The sequence below is a fragment of the Acidobacteriota bacterium genome (genome assembly GCA_009861545.1).
Taxonomy (GTDB): Bacteria; Acidobacteriota; Vicinamibacteria; order Vicinamibacterales; family UBA8438; genus WTFV01.
Map to the genome: position 1 here is coordinate 1 of VXME01000057.1, position 16,930 is coordinate 16,930.

Annotated in this window: 12 protein-coding genes; 7 read left to right on the forward strand and 5 right to left on the reverse strand. The window is 69.3% G+C overall.

Annotated features, from left to right (window positions below; genetic code table 11):
- The 5 genes from F4X11_08630 to F4X11_08650 form a co-directional block, all read left to right on the forward strand.
- The coding region (locus F4X11_08630; GenBank protein ID MYN65079.1) for a hypothetical protein at positions 1–199 on the forward strand (199 nt) is incomplete at its 5' end.
- On the forward strand, positions 196–1,548 hold the full coding sequence (locus F4X11_08635; GenBank protein ID MYN65080.1) for a glycosyltransferase: 1,353 nt from the start codon (positions 196–198) through the stop codon (positions 1,546–1,548). The genes F4X11_08630 and F4X11_08635, both read left to right, overlap by 4 nt.
- The gene (locus F4X11_08640; GenBank protein MYN65081.1) at positions 1,545–2,792 is read left to right on the forward strand and encodes a glycosyltransferase; all 1,248 of its coding nucleotides are present in this window, start codon (positions 1,545–1,547) and stop codon (positions 2,790–2,792) included. Before F4X11_08635 ends, F4X11_08640 begins: the two co-directional genes overlap by 4 nt.
- 16 nt (positions 2,793–2,808) lie before the next feature.
- Positions 2,809–3,873, forward strand: coding sequence for a glycosyltransferase (locus F4X11_08645; GenBank protein ID MYN65082.1), 1,065 nt, complete (start codon positions 2,809–2,811; stop codon positions 3,871–3,873).
- On the forward strand, positions 3,870–5,183 hold the full coding sequence (locus F4X11_08650; GenBank protein MYN65083.1) for a glycosyltransferase family 4 protein: 1,314 nt from the start codon (positions 3,870–3,872) through the stop codon (positions 5,181–5,183). The genes F4X11_08645 and F4X11_08650 overlap by 4 nt, the downstream gene beginning before the upstream one ends.
- A 7-nt stretch (positions 5,184–5,190) precedes the next feature.
- On the opposite strand, the gene F4X11_08655 is transcribed toward F4X11_08650, so the two are convergent.
- The 4 genes from F4X11_08655 to F4X11_08670 all read right to left on the reverse strand — a co-directional run bounded on the left by F4X11_08655 (position 5,191) and on the right by F4X11_08670 (position 12,993).
- A complete protein-coding gene (locus F4X11_08655; protein ID MYN65084.1) occupies positions 5,191–6,717 on the reverse strand; it encodes a sigma-54-dependent Fis family transcriptional regulator in 1,527 nt (508 codons plus the stop codon).
- Between the two features lie 16 nt (positions 6,718–6,733).
- Positions 6,734–9,724: a PAS domain-containing protein gene (locus tag F4X11_08660; protein ID MYN65085.1), complete on the reverse strand. Its 2,991-nt coding sequence runs from the start codon at positions 9,722–9,724 to the stop codon at positions 6,734–6,736.
- Positions 9,725–9,926: 202 nt separating this feature from the next.
- Positions 9,927–11,936, reverse strand: a complete 2,010-nt coding sequence (locus tag F4X11_08665; protein ID MYN65086.1) for a TonB-dependent receptor — start codon at positions 11,934–11,936, stop codon at positions 9,927–9,929.
- 61 nt (positions 11,937–11,997) lie between these two features.
- Positions 11,998–12,993, reverse strand: a complete 996-nt coding sequence (locus tag F4X11_08670) for a hypothetical protein (protein ID MYN65087.1) — start codon at positions 12,991–12,993, stop codon at positions 11,998–12,000.
- Positions 12,994–13,166: 173 nt separating this feature from the next.
- Here F4X11_08670 and F4X11_08675 point away from each other — a divergent pair, with 173 nt between their 5' ends.
- On the forward strand, positions 13,167–14,732 hold the full coding sequence (locus F4X11_08675; GenBank protein ID MYN65088.1) for a 2,3-bisphosphoglycerate-independent phosphoglycerate mutase: 1,566 nt from the start codon (positions 13,167–13,169) through the stop codon (positions 14,730–14,732).
- 22 nt (positions 14,733–14,754) lie between these two features.
- Here F4X11_08675 and F4X11_08680 read toward each other — a convergent pair whose 3' ends face one another.
- The gene (locus F4X11_08680) at positions 14,755–15,072 is read right to left on the reverse strand and encodes a hypothetical protein (protein ID MYN65089.1); all 318 of its coding nucleotides are present in this window, start codon (positions 15,070–15,072) and stop codon (positions 14,755–14,757) included.
- A gap of 260 nt (positions 15,073–15,332) precedes the next feature.
- Between F4X11_08680 and F4X11_08685 the strand changes: the two genes are divergently transcribed.
- Positions 15,333–16,880 carry a methylmalonyl-CoA mutase gene (locus F4X11_08685; GenBank protein MYN65090.1) on the forward strand — a complete coding sequence of 516 codons (1,548 nt, stop codon included), beginning with the start codon at positions 15,333–15,335 and terminating at the stop codon, positions 16,878–16,880.
- The last annotated feature ends 50 nt before the right edge of the window (positions 16,881–16,930 follow it).

Here is a 16,930-nt window from a genome sequence, read left to right on the forward strand (position 1 = left end):
GGGGGGGGGGGGGCCCCCCCCCCCCGCCGGGCGCCCCCCCGCGCCCGCCCCCCGCGGCGGCTCCCGGCCGACCCCCGCCCCGCCGGCCCCGCGCGGGGGCCGCGCCCCCCCGCCGCCGGCCCCCGACGTCGAACCGGAAACCGGCACGACGCGTGAGCCGGGCGGCGAACCGGCCGGCGACGACACCTCCGAATCGTGAAGCTCGCGGTCGTCGTACAGCGCTACGGCGCCGACATCAACGGCGGGGCCGAGTTGCACGCGCGCTACATCGCGGAGCGGCTCTCCCGTCATGTGGACGTCCAGGTCCTCACCAGTTGCGCGCGGGACTACATCACCTGGCGCAACGAGCTCGATCCGGGTGACGACGTGGTCAACGGCGTCCCCGTGCGCAGGTTTCCGGTGCGCCGGGAGCGCGACCCCGACGACTTCGGCCGCCGGTCGCACCAGGTCTTCGAAGAGCGGCACTCGATCCGCGACGAGCTGGACTGGCTCGACTCCGAAGGACCGACCAGCCCCGCGCTGATCACCCACCTGCAGCGCGCCGCGGCGACCTACGACTTCATCGTGTTCTTCAGCTATCGCTACTACCATGCGTACCACGGCGTCCGCGCGGCCTCGTCGCGAGCCGTGCTCGTCCCGACCGCCGAACGCGATCCGGCGCTCGGGCTCGCGACTGCCGCGCGCACGTTCAGGAACGTACGCGCCCTCATGTACAACTCGCACGAGGAACGGGCGCTCATCCGGGGAGTGTCGGACAACCGGCACGTCCCGGGCGTGATCGTGGGCGTGGGCTCCGACGTCCGCGAGGACGCGACCGCCGAGCGATTCCGGGCGCGGAGCGGGATCACGGGGCGCTTCGTCCTCTACGTGGGACGGATCGACGAGAACAAGGGCTGCGCCGAGCTGTTCGACTACTTCAGCCGCTACGCCGGCCAGGTCTCCCGGCAGCTGCAACTGCTGCTCGTCGGCAAGCCGGTGATGGCCGTTCCGTCGCACGAGCGGATCCGCCACCTCGGGTTTCTGTCCGACGAGGAAAAGTACGACGCGCTGGCCGCCGCCGACGCGCTGCTGATGCCGTCCTACTACGAAAGCCTGTCGATGGTCACCCTCGAGGCCTGGGCCATGCGCATCCCCGTGCTGGTCAACGGCCGTTGCGACGTGCTGCGGGGCCAGGTCATCCGGGCGAACGCCGGGCTGTACTACGAGTCGTACGACGAGTTCGCCGAGGCGCTGAAACTCCTGGGGACGAATCGCAGCCTGCGCCGCGTGCTGGGAGCGAACGGGCGCGCGTACTTCGAGCGGCACTATACCTGGGACGTCGTCGAGAACAAGTACCTCGCGATGCTGGAGCGTCTGGCGCGAGCGGACGAGGACGGCCGCCGGGCGCGGCGCGAACCGGAACTGGGCTGGCTGCGCCGGCGCCGGCGCGTGCTGCCGCCCGCGCGCGAAGTGGTCGACAGGCTGCCGGTGGGGCCCGCGGCCGCGACGTGGGAGGCCGGGGAGGCGGCGGTCGCCGATGGCGGCGCGCCCCGGGCGGGCGAACGATGACCGGACAGGGCGTCGCCGTCCACCAGGTCCTGGCGACGCTCGGCTACGGCGACGCCATCGGCAACGAGGCCCTCGGGATTCAGCGCGTCCTGCAGGACGCGGGCTACCGGTCGCGGATCTATGTGGAGACAGCGGATCCGCGGCTGGAAGACCGGACCGAGGACTATCGTTGCCTGGTCGACGACAGCCACGCGGACAACATCCTGATCCATCACTTCTCCATCGGCTCCCGCGCCTCGCGGGTCGCGTTCGCGTTGCCGGATCGGATGATCCTCGTCTATCACAACATCACGCCCGCCCACTATTTTCTCGACGCCCGCCCCTTCATCGCCAGGCAGTGCTACACCGGCCGACGCGAGCTCGGCGCCTACGCCGCGCGCTGCGACCTGGCGCTCGGAGACTCGGAATTCAACCGGGTCGAGCTCGACGCGCTCGGATTTCCCCGCACCGGCGTTCTGCCGGTCGTGCCGGACTTCTCCCACCTGGACGTCACGCCGCACCCGTGGCTGGCGCGGCAGTTCGACGACGATTCGACGAACATCCTCTTCGTGGGCCGGATCATCCCGAACAAGCGGATCGACGACGTCATTCGCTTCTTCCACGCGTACCGCAGCCGGTACAACCCGGCGTCGCGGCTCCTGCTCGTGGGCTCCCACACGCTGTTCGACGACTACCGGGCCTCGATCGCCCATCTCATCCGGCGCCTCGGCATCCCGAACGTGCACCTGGTCGGTCACGTGACGAACGAAGAGCTGACCGCGCTCTACGACGTCGCCGACCTCTTCCTCTCGGCAAGCGAGCACGAGGGATTCTGCGTCCCGTTGATCGAGGCGTTCCACAAGCGGATCCCGGTGATTGCCTTCGCGGCGGCGGCGGTTCCCGCGACTATGGACGGCGGAGGCATCCTCTACGAGCACAAGGATCCCAGGCACGTGGCCGCGCTGATCAACGCCGTGCTCACCGACCCGACCCTGGAAGACGAAGTCCTCGCGTCGCAGGACGAGGCGCTCGACCGGCTGCGCGCACGGGATTTCGCCGGCACGCTGCTCGGGTTCGTCGAGCGCGTTCGCGCGGCGCCGCGCCTGCCGCCGTGCCGCGTGGCCCCGGATTTCTGGAAGCAGCTCGATCTCTACGAGCGCCTCGAAGAGCTGAAGATCTTCCGGCCATCGGTGTTCCGGGCGCTTCCCGAGTCGCGCGGCGGCCTGAAGTCGCCGCGCGTCGTGTCCCTGGACTCGACGGGATGACGGGGAGGCGGCGTTGGTGATCAACCAATGGATACCGGCGGCGCACCGCGGAGACGCGGTCGGCGACAGCGCGCGCGGCGTCCGCGATCTGCTGCGGCGCAAGGGCCACGAAGCGAACATCTTCGCCCTGTCGATCGACGCCGATCTCGGCGACGAAATCCGCCCCTTCACCGATCCGGCGGCCGGTCGCGGCGACATCACGGTGCTGCACTTCGCCGTGCCCTCGCCGATGACCGAGGCGCTGACCACGCTGCGGGGACGGCGGGTGCTCCAGTACCACAACATCACGCCGGCGCATTTCTTCGCGCGGTACGACGCGGACATCTTCGGTATCGCCGCCCGCGGCCGGACCGAGCTGCAGACGCTGCCGGGCCGTATCGATCTGGCGCTCGGCGATTCCGAGTACAACCGCCGCGAGCTGGCGGCCCTGGGATTCTCCAGGACCGGCGTGATGCCGATACTGGTCGACACCGAGCGGCTCACGAGCGCCCCGCGCCTGCCCGCCCTGGAGAGCACGCTCGACGACGGTCCGACCAACATCCTGTTCGTCGGGCGCATCGCCCCCAACAAGAAGCTCGAAGACCACATCAGGCTCGCCGAGCACTACAAACGCTACGTCGACTCCGACTATCGTTTCATCTTCGTCGGCCGGACGAACGCGGTGCCGCGCTACCACTCGACCCTGCTCGCGCTCCTCGCCGAGTACCACATGCCGCCCGGACGCTTCGTCTTCACCGGACAGGTGCCCGACGTCGAGCTCGCCGCCTACTACCGCACGGCGAGCGCCTACGTCTCGCTCAGCGAGCACGAGGGGTTCTGCGTGCCGCTGGTCGAGGCCATGGCCACCGGCGTGCCGATCCTGGCTTTCGGCGCGGCGGCCGTCCCGGAGACGCTGGGAGGCGCCGGCATCTGCTTTACGCCCAAGGACCTGGAGCGAGCCGCCGAGCTGCTCGGGCTCCTGGTGTACGATGACGAGTTGAGATCGTCGGTAATCGCCGGTCAGAGGCAACGATTGGCCGACTTCAGCACGGCGCGCACCGCCCGAGCCCTCGACCGGATGATCGAGTCACTGTCCGCGTGAAGATCGCCTTCATCGTCCAACGGTACGGGACCGAGATCATCGGCGGTTCCGAGTATCTCTGCCGGCTCGTGGCGGAACGGCTCGCCGCGCGGCACGACGTCGAGGTCCTGACCACATGCGCCCGCGACTACGTCACCTGGGCGAACGAGTACCCCGAGGGCGCTGATCGCATACGCGGCGTGACCGTGCATCGCTTTCCCAACGATCGGACCCGTGATCTCGCGAGCTTCAACGAGTACTCGGACTGGATCTACTCCAACCCGCACGGCGCCGACGACGAGCTCGAATGGCTGAAGCGACAGGGTCCCTGGTGCCCGGCCCTGATCGAGCATCTCGAGCGGCGCCACACCGGGTACGACGCGCTGATCTTCTTCACCTACCTCTACGCGCCGACCGTGCTCGGGCTGCGCGTGGATCCACGGCGCAGCATTCTGGTGCCGACCGCGCACGACGAGCCCGCGATTCGACTCGGCATCTACCGCGACGTCTTCGGCGCTCCGTCCGGCATGGCCTACAACACCGACGTCGAGCGGGCGTTCGTGCGGAGCCGTTTCCGCGTCGGCGCCGTGGCGGAAGCGACGGTCGGCTGCGGCGTGGACCTGCCGCTGCAGTTCACGACCGACGTCCAGGAACTCGATCCGGACGAATCGACCATCCAGCCCGACGTCGATCCGCGACGCGCCAGCGCCGCCGCGTTTCGGCGCCGGCATCGGCTCTACGAGCCCTTCGTGCTGTACGGCGGCCGCATAGATCCGGGCAAGGGCTGCGAAGAGCTGATCGCGCACTTCAGCAGCTACGCGGACAGCCGGGGAGACGCCGTCCTGGCCCTGATGGGCGTCAAGTTGATGCGGATTCCGGAAGCGCCGTTCATCCGGTTCGCGGGCCTGCTGCCGGAGGCCGAACGCCTGGAGGCGCTGCAGGCGGCCACGGTGGTGGCCGTGCCGTCGCCCTACGAGAGCCTGTCCCTGCTCGCCCTCGAGGCGTTCGCGGTGGGCACCCCGGTGCTCGCCAACGCGCGCAGCGAGGTCGTGCGCGAGCACTGCCAGCGCAGCAACGCAGGTCTCTACTACGCCGATCGCGACGAGTTCGTCGAGTGTCTCTCGCTGTTGCTCGGGGATGCGAACCTGCGCGAGGCGCTCGGTCGCAACGGGCAGGAGTACGTCAGGGCCCACTACGAGTGGGACGTCATCCTGCGCAAGTACGATCAGCTCATCGAGGGCGTGGCCGCGGAACGCCCGGTCCGCGCGCGGCGCTCGCGCAACCCGCGGGGCGGAGGCCGCGGCAAACCGAGAGCGCCGCGGAAACGATAGACGGGCCTCAGTCCGCGCGGCTCAGACGCCTGTCGAACGCCTCCACCAGATCGGACATCAACGGGGCGGACCGTGAGCCCGCCGGTCCGGGATCCGTGCTGCCCGCGGCGGCGGTGCGGGCCCGGGCGGAAGCGGCGGCGCCGGCGCGAGACGCGCGCCCCCGTATTCCGTGGCGCTTGATCATCTCGTTGAGCGTCGTCGGTTTGACCCGCAGCAGCTCCGCGGCGCGCTTCTGCACCCCCCCGGCCGCCTCGAGCGCGCGGACGATCAACCGCACTTCCATGCTGTCGATGATCTTGCGGAAGGGAATGCCGTCCGGCGGCATGTCGAAGTGCGGCAGTTGGAACGACGGCGACGCCTTGACGACGTCGGGAACCAGCTCGGGGCCGATCTGGCGCTTGACCGTCAGCACCGCCGCCCGCTCGATCACGTTCTCCAGCTCCCGCACGTTGCCGGGCCAGTGATACGCCTCGAGAAGCTGCATGGCGTCCGGCAGCAGCTCCAGATCGGGCTTGTTGTTCTCCTTGCCGTACTTCGTGAGGAAGCTCCGCGCCAGCAGCGGCACGTCCTCGATACGCTCGCGCAGGGGCGGCAGATCGATCGCGATCACATGGAGCCGATAGTACAGATCCTCCCGGAACGATCCGTCCTCGACCATCTGCTGCAGGTTCACGTTCGTGGCGGCGATGATCCGGACGTCCACCTTGATGGTGTCGAGGCCCCCCAGACGCCGGAACTCGCGCTCCTGGATCACCCGCAGCAGCTTCGCCTGGGTTTCGAGCGGAACCGTCCCGATCTCGTCGAAGAAGATGCTCCCGTTGTCGGCCATCTCGAACAGGCCCTTCTTGGCGCTGACCGCCCCGGTGAAGGCGCCCTTGACGTGCCCGAAGAGATTCGATTCCAGCAGATCCGGAGGCAGGCTGCCCGAGTTGACCGTGACGAACGGCCGCCCGGCGCGCGGCGAATTGGCGTGGACGGCGCGCGCCACGAGCTCCTTGCCCGTGCCGCTCTCCCCGGAGACGAGAATGGTGGCGCGGCTCGGCGACGCCTGCGCGATGATCTCGAACACGCTCCGGATACGCGGACTGTGACCGATGATGTCGCTGAACCGTCCCGCCTGCGCCCGGAGGTTCTGGCGCAGCACGCGGTTCTCGCTCATCAGCCGCTGCTGGGCCACGGCGTTGCGCACGACGAGCAGCACGTCGTCGTTCTTGAACGGCTTCTCGATGAAGTCGAAGGCGCCTCGCTTGAACGCCTCGCGCGTGTTCTTCGACGTGCCGAAAGCGGTAATCATGATCACCGGGGGCGCGTCGTCCAGCCGCCTGATCTCCTCGAGGACCGCGAGCCCGTCCTTTCCCGGCATCATGACGTCCAGCAGCACCGCATCGAACGTTCCCGCCCGCGCCAGCTCCAGACCCTCCTGCCCCGACGCGGCGAGCCGTATGCGGCACCCCTGGCGCTCCAGCAGGGAGTGAAGGATCTCCCGCATGATCGCTTCGTCGTCGACGACCAGGAGCGAAGCTCCGTCCAGCATGCAAACAGCCTCGTGATCAGTGAGCGGCCTCGGTGGCCGGCGTCCGGTCGGGGACGGCGAGCGGCAGGGTCAGCATGAACCGCGTCCCGTGCCCGGGCCGGCTCGCGCACGCGATGGTCCCCTGATGTTCCTGCACGACGCCGTAGGTCACCGACAATCCGAGACCGGTTCCCCGACCGACGGCCTTGGTCGTGAAGAACGGATCGTATATCCGTGAGAGGTGCTCCGGCGAAATGCCCGAACCCGTGTCGGCCACCTCGATGACGGCGCTCTCGCCCTCCACCCGGCTGCTCACCGTCAACCATCCGCCGCTCGGCATCGCGTCGCGGGCATTGAGAAACAGATTGAGAAAAACCTGCTGCATCTTGAACTCGATGCCGCCAACCACCGGCGGCGGAGCGGCCAGCTCGCGCCGCACCTTGATGTTGCCGGATTCGAACTGATGCTCGAGCAGCACCAGGACGTCGCCGACCACCACGTTGATGTCGACCGGCCCGGCCGTATCCGTCCGACCCGGCCGCGCGAGATTCAGCAGACCGTTGACGATCCGGGCCGCCCGGAACGTCTGCCGTTCGATCTTCTCCAGGAGCCGCGTCCGCGGATCCTCGGGATCCGCATCCTCGAGCAGCATCTGCGTAAAGCTCGAAATCCCGGTCAGCGGCGTGTTGACCTCGTGTGCGACGCCGGCGGCGAGCAACCCGATGGAGGCCATCTTCTCGGAGAGCTGCAACTGCTCTTCGAGCTGTACGCGGGCCGTGCTGTCGACCACGATGAGCATCGTCCCGTTGACCCGGCCGCTCGGCGTCAACAGGGGCGCGGTGGCGGCCTTCACCCGCAACCGCCGCTGTTCGCCGTGGCGGGAGAGGAGTGGCACGCGGTAGAGCGCGGCCCCCGCCGGTCGTTCCGCCCGTGCGGCGTTCAAGCGGCCGACGAAATCCGGGTCGAACATCTCGTTCAGCGATTTGCCGATCGCCTCCGCGCGGGACACGCCGTGCAGGCGCTCGAACCCGGCGTTCCAGCGCAGGATCCGATCATCGAGATCCAGCACGGCAAGTCCGTCGCTCAGCGACTCGATGATGTCCTCGCTGAACTGCCGCATGCGGTCGAGCTCGCCCGCCTTCTCCCGCAGCCGGCCGTAGAGGCGCCCGTTCTCCAGCGCGGTCGCCGCCTGTCCGGCCACCGCGGCCAGCAACGCCATGTCCTCGCTGCTCAGGGGCTGGCCGCTGCCCTTGCGACCCAGGGCCATCACCGCGATGGTCCCCTCCTCGGAGATGCACGGCACGAAGTAGTACAGACCCTGGTCCTGCCAGAACGCCGCGTCGCCGGGTGCGCTTTCCCAGCGGTCGCCCGGGTCGTCGAGCAGTGCGGTCTGCCGGCCGATCATCCGCTGTCCGATGCTCGAGGCGCGAGACAGAACCGGTGGCGCCGCGTCGAAGCCGACCCAGCGAATCGGACGGAAATCGTCGTCCGCGAATCCGGTCTCGCCGCCGGCCGGATCGCGACCGAGCAGCAGCACCATCCGGTCGAGCCCGAGCGTCTCCGCGACCCGGCCGACCAGCCGTTCGCTCAGCCGCTCGAGGTCCAGATCGGAGTTCAGATCGCGCGCGAATCGGGTCAGGGCGCGGCGATAGTCGAACCGCTCCCGATAGTAGGCGCGGTCGAGCATCGTCTGAATGGCCCTCTTTACCGGCCCCGCCAGCAGCACGACGACCGCCGTCGCCAGCAGGGCGATGGTCGAGCTGTGCTCATCGGCCTCGTCGAGGAACACCTCTGTGGCCAGACGCTCCAGCCCGAGATAGATGACGACCATCGCCGCCACGACCGCCGCCCAGCCGACGCTCCGCTTGACGATGACCTCGACGTCGCGGAGGCGGTAGCGGACGATCGCGGACGCGAAGGCCAGTGGAATCAGGCCGAGAGGGACGGCGGTCAGCTCGATTGCGCCGGCTGGATCGAAACCAAGCGCGTAGGGTAACGCGTACGCCAACGTGAAGGGCAGGCCGCCGAGCACCGCACCCGACACGATCCAGCGAAGCTGCCGCCGCGACGTGCCGGAGCTCACGCGGCGAAGACCGGCGACCATCGCCGCGAGCCCCCCCAGCGTGCACGCCGCCAGGTAGAGGTGCTGCAGGCTCCAGACCCGCTCGACGACCTGCAGGAAGCCTGCCCCGCCCTGCGGACCGAGCACGGCCGACGCCTGCATGAAGCCGAGCACAACCGCCGGCGCGTACACGAGGGGCAGGACGGCATGCCCGAACCGGCGGCGAAGCCGGCCCGGGGTACGCTCCGGAAACACCAGGGCGAAGTGCATGAAGAGCGGGGCCAGCAACAGGATGGCCACTTCGTCCGCCCAGAAGAAGATCCAGTCCAGACGGTCGTGCCGACCGGTGTACGAGAACGCGAACACACCGAAGAACGCGACGGTCAACCAGAAGAAATGGAGCGATGCCTGATGCCCCGGTCGCTGGACCCGGACCGCCGCGCCGACGAGCAGGCCGAGCAGTCCAACCAATGCAAGCACGAAGTAGGTGGGCAGCGAGACAGCGGAGGTCCTCTCCAGCGAAACGGTGTGCAGCCGCTCCTCGCTGAGGCGCAGCAGCGTATAGTCGACGCGCTCCCCCTCGGCGACGGCGCGCAGCAAACGCCGCAGGTCCGCGAGGCACTCAATCGGCTCTCCCCGAACGGCGAGAAGCACGTCGCCCGCTTCGACCCCCGCCCGCGCCGCCGGTGAGTCCGGCTCTACCGCCGAGGAGATCAGGCCGTCCGCGCTGTCCGTCCAGAGGACGCCGTCGTCCACGCCCCCGCCGCCGGCGCGCACGACCGCGTTGGCCACGGCCAGGCACACCAACGCGGCGACCACGCCCACGGCCAGCAGAGCGCGGCCCCACTCCCCCCGATAGCGGCGATAGCTCGCCTCGCGATCGACCCGCGTCATGACATCCGGAAACTGAATGGGTGCAAACCACGCGCCATGTCTGGAATCACGACGCAGGCGTATGCCACGCATGCATGCCGGTTCCCGAGGCGCCGCGATGGATGCAGGAAAATGGACTCCACGATCCAATACTATGGATCATGCTGTCTACTGCCGGCGCGGCAGCAGCTAGCGCCGCCAAGCACGTCGCCAAGCTCCGTGTTGGCCCCAGCCCCCACCGTCCCAGGAGCTCGTGCAGCAGAAGCCACTCCGTGGCCTTCTGCGGCGCAAGCTCCTAGAAGTGCACGACCAGACCGCCGACGAGTTGCCGCGGCGGATCGACAACCAGCAGCTCGTCGTAGACCGACGCACCGGGCGCCTGCTCGTGGAAGAGGCTGCGCAGGGCCACCAGCAACTCCCAACTGCTTCCCTCGAACGGCGCGAAGGGCAGGGCCTGCGTGACCTGCACGTCGAAGCGGGTGTCGAGACCGGAGGCTGCGCCCTCGTGGACGAGCCGCGAGAATGCCGTGCTGAAGCGGCACCGCGCGGCTACCCGCGTGGAGGTCTCGGGGATCTCGGCCTCCAGCGTCGCCGTTACGTCGTGGAAGTTCTCCCTGCCGCTTCGGAACCATTCAGCCGCCGGCTCCGTCATGCTCCCGGCGCCCGGCGGCATCCATTCCGCGTGAACGACGCGGTAGTCCACCGCGCCCCGCAGCCGCTCCTCGATCTCGTGCGTGAGGGACACTCCCCAGCCGTCCACGTCGACACCGCCGGCGGCAGTCAGATAGTAGTGCCCGCCGGACGCGGGCAGGGTGCCGAGCGGCGCATGCACGCCCGGCGCGAACATCGCCAGGAGCTGACCGTCGACGGTCTGGCTGAAACGCCGCACGCCGATGACGGAGCGCTCCCCGAGATCGTGCTCGATGCCTGCTTCGACGTGCCGGACCTGCTCCGCGCGCAGGTCATGGGAATCCGAGAGCGACGTGTACGTCCGTTCCGGCGGCAGCCATACCCCGTCGAGAGGCGGCAGGAACTGCTCGCCGCCGGGCGCGGTCATGTTCCGCGACAGGGCTACCCGCACCCGGGCCGAATCGACCGGCGACAGCGTGACGCTGGCCCGCGGGCTCAGCAGTCGCGCGTCGTCCAGGTACCCGTAGTGCGCGAGCTCGGCGCCGTAGCCGACCTCGACAGCGGGAGAAACCGTCCACGTGTCGACCGCATCGATGCGCCCCACCTCACGGCTTGGAATGCCTGCATCGACCGGCCTGGCGCCGTCGAGGCGCAGGTCGGCGGCAGCCGCGTGCGCCTGCCGGCTGTACGAGATCGCCACCTGCACGTCGTGGTCCGGTTGCGGCGCGGCGGCGTACCAGCCGGCGATTGCCCACGAGGAGGTCTCGCCGGTCGTCATGTCGACGGTGCCCCGAAGCGCCCAGTCGGCGGGCCCCGACGGCGCCACGGACACGTAGGCCACCTGTCCGGGCCACGCGTCGGAGGGCCAGAAGAAGCTGGGTCCGGCCAGGGTCGCCCGTGTCAGAAGCTGAACCTCGCCCGAGATCGGCAGCCCGGGCAGGCCCGCCAACGGAGGCTCCAGCGCCGCTCGGCCGGCCGTCCAGCGCTCGGAGACGTTGCCTGCCTCGCCCGCACCGGGAACGCTGCCCCCGTCCCTCTGCACGAGGGACGCGCCGATCAGGCGGTCCTTGAGCACGCTGCGCCGCGCGCGGCGCAGCCGCCACATCTTCTCGGACGGCTGCCGGCCACCGGGCCCCGTCAGCCCCGAGTCGGAATCCGACTCGTCCGGTGACGAGGAGTCGGCGGCCTCTGCGGCCGCTTCCTCGGAGAACGGCGGCGTGTCTTCCCCGGCGGGGACAGGCGCCATCGGAAGACTGCCGAACTGGAAAGCACCGCCCGCGAGCCGAATCTCACGGGACTCCTCCAGAGCGGATCCCCCGAGCACCAGCGGCGCGAAGAGCGCCCCGCCGGGCGTCACCTGCACGAAGCGCCGGGCGCCGGGCGGGTGCGTTCGAATCAGGTAGGGCCCGGCCGGAAGCGCATCGAAACGGAAACGCCCCGCGGAATCGGAAACGGCAAGAGAAGACCCGCCCGGGCCGGACACGGAGACGAGGACGTCCCCGGCGGGGCCTCCATCCGCGGTGGTGATCACCCCGGCCAGCCCGCCCGTGGGGGTCGCAAGCCCGTCGGCGGCCGACGGCGGCGAGCCGCGCCGCTCCTCACCCGCCGCAACCGCCGGGGCCGCGGACCCGAGCAGCGGAACGATACCGGCGACGACGAGGAGCATGCGAGCCATGTGTGTTCGCAAGCGCGCCCCGCCCTGCCGCCAGGCCGGCCGGAGGCGCGCCAACGCCTCCCTAGGTTTCCAGCACGGTGAACATCACGCTCTCGATGATCTCCGCCGAGTTCGTATTGTCGGTTACCTTGATTTCCAACCGGTAGTCCCCGGCCGGGAAGAGCGACAGGGGCACCGTCTGCCCCGCCACGATCTGGTGGCCGAGCGTCACGTCGAAAGCGGGCGGAAGCGTCTGGCCGTTGAACTGCTGCGGATTCGTCCGGTTGAAGTACTCCTCGCCACCGGACGCCCGCACATGGAAGGTGTACTCGATCGTGATGTCCGGTTTCGATCCGTCGGCGAGACCCGGGTTGTAGACGAGGAAAATGAGCGACAGCTCAGCCTGCTTGGCGAACTCCTCGTCGAACTTCGGAATGATGCGGGTGGCGCCGAGGCTGTACGGGCTGAGAATCTGCTCGTCCGGTGTCAGCGGCGCCGCGAGCGGCTCGACGACCTCGGGCAGGATGATCGTGCTCAACTGCAGCCGGCCGTCCCAGAGGTCCGGAACGTCCACGCGCTGGCGCAGCAGCATGACGGGCCCGCGCTCGTCTTCGTCCGATTCCTCACCCATGCTTTGCTGGATCGCCACGTAGACGTCGTACGGGCCGCCCGGCGCGGTGAACGCCCGGCTGATCCGAATCAGCCCGTCTCCGCTCGGCTCCACGCTCGCGAAGTACGCATCCTCGAAAATCGCGTTCTCGTCACCCGGCTCGGCCACGAACAGGTACATCGATACCATCGGCGAGTCGACCTTCGCCGGGTCTATCGACAACGTGAACGGCACGTACGCGTTGCCGTCGGTGCCCTTCAGGAAGTCCGGCCGCAACTCGAAGGGATCGGTGTCGGGAACGATCTCGCCCTCCACGGCGGCGTTGATGGCGTCGAGCAACCCTCGAAGCTCGTCGCGCTGCCAGTCTTCCAGATCCTGCGCTTCAGTTGCGGGAGGCAGTACCGTCGTCAGCAGTGCAACCGCGGCACACGCTGCCAGGACTCTCGTGCGCCGGGCAATGGCATTCATGGATAAGCATCTCCCTAACGGGTTGATTCACGGGTTAACCGATTGATCATAAGCGACCCCAATCGCGAAGTCAAAACCGGCGGGATCACCGCAACGCACTGAGTCGAAACCAGTTACGCGCACCGGTGCCAATCGTCCGGCATGCTATCATTCCGGTTTCCTCCGCCGCCGTCATGCCCGACACCCGCCGCCCGCCGGTAGTTCTCGTCGTTCTCGACGGCTGGGGCATCAGCCCGAATCGCGAGCACAATGCAATCGCGCAGGGCCGAACCCCGACGTACACCGAGCTCCTGGAACGGTTTCCGCATGCATCGCTCGTCACGAGCGGCGAGGCGGTGGGCCTGCCGGCGGGACAGATGGGCAATTCCGAGGTCGGCCACATGAACCTCGGTGCGGGCCGCGTCGTCTACCAGGATCTGTCACGCATCGACAAGAGCATCCGGGAGGGCGATTTCTTCACGAACCCGGCCCTGGTCGCGGCCATGGGCCGTTGCGCGGGCGACCGGCACGCCCTGCATCTCGTGGGCCTGGTCTCGCAGGGCGGCGTCCATAGCCACCTCCGGCATCTGGTGGCGCTCGTCGAGCTCGCGCGGCGGCAGAGAGTGGAGCGCTTGTTCGTCCACGCGCTCACCGACGGTCGCGACACCGCGCCCACGGCGGCGGCCGAAGACGTGGCGGCAGTGGAGCGTACGCTGGCGGACGCGCGAGTGGGACGCATCGCGACCGTCATCGGCCGCTACTACGCGATGGATCGCGACCGGCGCTGGGATCGGACCCGTCGCGCGTACGCGGCGCTGACCGCGGGCGCCGGCCGCGCCGCCCGGGATGCCTCTGCACTCATCCGGGAAGCCTACGCCGCGGGCACGACCGACGAGTTCCTGACGCCGGGGGTCGTGGTGGACGGCGGCGGACTGCCGATCGGCTGCCTGCGCGACGGCGATTCCGTGGTCTTCTTCAACTTCCGCGCGGATCGGGCGCGGCAGTTGACCCGGGCCCTGGCATTCGACGAGGCCGCGTTCGACGGGTTCGAGCGGCCGCAACGTCCGGCGCTCGCGGTGACGACGATGACCGAGTACGACGCGACGTACGGACTGCCCACGGCCTTCGATCCGCTTTCCTTCTCGGGCAACGTGGCCGAGGTCCTGGCGGACGCCGGCCGGACGAATCTGCGGCTGGCGGAGACGGAGAAGTACGCCCACGTCACGTACTTCTTCAACAGCGGCGAGGAGCGCGCGTATGCCGGCGAGGAACGCATCCTGATCCCGTCGCCCAAGGTGCCGACGTACGACCTGCAGCCGGAGATGAGCGCGGCCGGCATCACCGACACGCTCGTCGAGCACGTCGAGCAGGGGCGTCACGACGTGATCGTCTGCAACTTCGCCAACGCCGACATGGTGGGGCACACCGGGAAGCTCGACGCCGCGACCCGTGCCGTCGCGACGCTCGACGGCTGTCTGGCGCGCATCGCTTCCGCCGTCACGGGAGTCGGCGGCACGGTGATCGTGACGGCCGATCACGGCAACGCCGAACAGATGTGGGATGCGGAACGAAAGGGACCGCACACGGCGCACACCAGCAACCCGGTGCCGGTGCTGCTGATCGACAAGGCGCTCTCGAGGACGCGCCACGTACTTCGGGGCGGATCCTTGCGGGACGTGGCCCCTACGCTGCTGCACATCGCCGGCGTCGACGTACCGCACGAGATGACCGGCCGCGACCTCCGTACCTGGGCCGACTGACTGCTCGCGGCCGGCCCGGCGATCAGCCGCCCGCCTGACCGGGCTGCTCGCTCTCGCCGGCGGCAATCCGCAGCGCGCGCAGAAACCGCCGGTCGTTCGCCGTCATGCCGCCGAGGGGCTCGTCGTCCGCGTCCGCCTCCGGAGGATGATCCGTCCCGCCGGCCGCCGCTGGCGAGCCGTCCCGGCTGCCGAATCCGATCTCGGTCTCCAGCGACACGCGCATCTCGTACCCCGCCGCGCGGGCTTTCTCGCGGCACGCCTCGACCTGGGGATCCTGTGCCACCGCGGCGCCGATGGCCTCGGCGAGCTCGCGCGCGAGACGGTTCACGACGTCGTTCATCCTGCTACCTCCTCACCGCACGGGCAGCCGTGCGCGGGGTACCGCTGCCGACAGCACTCCTGGAACGTGAAACCAGCCGGATGAGGACCACCAGCGGCATGGAGAGAGAGGATGCAACCTCCGCGATTCTAGACGCGGCCGGACCCGGTGTCAACCGGGAACCACGGCATATGGAGGCTCCTGCTCGTGACCCCACTATATCCTGTAGCCGGACGCAGACCACGCGACCGCCCGCCCGGCGCTGGTAGAATTGCCCCCGCATGCCCTACCACGTCGAACGCCCGAATCCGGACCCCGGCGAGGCCGCCGACCGACTCGGCGCGCCGGGCAGCTTTCCGTTCACGCGGGGCATCCACCCGACGATGTACCGCGGCCGGCTCTGGACGATGCGGCAGTACGCCGGCTTCGGCACGGCGGCCGAGTCGAACCGCCGCTATCGCTATCTGCTCGATCAGGGCGTTACCGGCCTGAGCGTCGCCTTCGATCTGCCGACACAGATCGGCTACGACTCGGATCACCCGCTCGCGGCGGGAGAGGTGGGCCGGGTGGGGGTGGCCATCGATTCGCTCGAGGACATGTCACGGCTCTTCGACGGCATACCGCTGGACCGCGTCTCGACCTCGATGACGATCAACGCGACGGCTATCATCCTGCTCGCGCTGTACGTCGCCGCCGGACGGCGGCAGGGCGTCGATACGCGCGGGCTGGCGGGCACCGTGCAGAACGACATCCTGAAGGAGTACGTGGCGCGCGGCACCTACATCTACCCGCCGCGGGCCTCCCTGCGCGTCGTCACCGACGTGGTCTCGTTCTGCGAGCAGGAGCTCCCGCGCTGGCACCCGATATCCATCAGCGGCTACCACATCCGCGAAGCGGGGTCGACGGCGGCGCAGGAAATCGCGTTCACGTTCGCCCACGCCCAGGCCTACGTGCAGGCGGCCCTCGATCGCGGGCTCGACGTGGATTCGTTCGGCAGCCGCCTGTCGTTCTTCTTCAACGCCCACAACGACTTCCTCGAAGAGATCGCGAAGTTCCGCGCCGCCCGCCGGCTCTGGGCCACGTTGATGCGCGACCGCTTCGGCGCCACCGCGCCGCGCGCTCAGCAACTGCGGTTCCACACGCAGACGGCCGGCAGCACCCTGACCGCGCAGCAACCGGAGAACAACATCGTGCGCGTGGCCCTGCAGGCGCTGGCCGCGGTGCTCGGCGGCACGCAGTCTCTCCACTGCAACGGCCGCGACGAGGCGCTCGGGCTGCCGACGGAGGAGGCCGCGCAGATCGCGCTGCGCACGCAGCAGATCATCGCGGGCGAGACCGGGGTGACGGACACGGTCGATCCCGTCGGGGGCGCATGGACGATCGAAGCGCTCACCGACCGGCTGGAGGCCGAGGCGGTGTCGCTGCTCGGGCGCATCGACGAGCGGGGCGGCGTGCTCGCCGCCATCGAGTCGGGCTTCATCCAGGCGGAGATCCAGGAGGCCGCCTACCGCGCGCAGCAGGCGGTCGACGCCGGCGACGCGGTGGTGGTCGGCGTCAACCGTTTCGCCGCCGAGGAAACGGCGCCTATCGAGACCCACCGGATCGACCCGCAAATCGAGACGGACCAAGCGGCGCGTGTCGCCGCACTGCGCGCCGCGCGCGACCCGGAGGCGCCGCGGACCGCCCTTGCCGCGGTCGAGCGTGCGGCGCGGGACGGAACGAACCTGGTGCCCCCGATCATCGCGGCCGTCGAGGCGCTGGCCACCGTCGGCGAGATTTCCGACACGCTGCGCGGCGCCTTCGGCGAGTACCAGGCCGCCAACTCCTAGGAGCTTGCGCCGCAGAACGCAGTGCAGCGAAGTTCTGCGACGCAAGGTCA

Excerpts from the sequence above, each read along its gene's own strand:
- F4X11_08640 (MYN65081.1), top strand. The coding sequence starts at position 1,545 with ATGACCGGACAGGGCGTCGCCGTCCACCAGGTCCTGGCGACGCTCGGC.
- F4X11_08655 (MYN65084.1), bottom strand. The coding sequence starts at position 6,717 with ATGCTGGACGGAGCTTCGCTCCTGGTCGTCGACGACGAAGCGATCATG.
- F4X11_08660 (MYN65085.1), bottom strand. The coding sequence starts at position 9,724 with ATGCGTGGCATACGCCTGCGTCGTGATTCCAGACATGGCGCGTGGTTT.
- F4X11_08665 (MYN65086.1), bottom strand. The coding sequence starts at position 11,936 with ATGGCTCGCATGCTCCTCGTCGTCGCCGGTATCGTTCCGCTGCTCGGG.
- F4X11_08670 (MYN65087.1), bottom strand. The coding sequence starts at position 12,993 with ATGAATGCCATTGCCCGGCGCACGAGAGTCCTGGCAGCGTGTGCCGCG.
- F4X11_08675 (MYN65088.1), top strand. The coding sequence starts at position 13,167 with ATGCCCGACACCCGCCGCCCGCCGGTAGTTCTCGTCGTTCTCGACGGC.
- F4X11_08680 (MYN65089.1), bottom strand. The coding sequence starts at position 15,072 with ATGAACGACGTCGTGAACCGTCTCGCGCGCGAGCTCGCCGAGGCCATC.
- F4X11_08685 (MYN65090.1), top strand. The coding sequence starts at position 15,333 with ATGCCCTACCACGTCGAACGCCCGAATCCGGACCCCGGCGAGGCCGCC.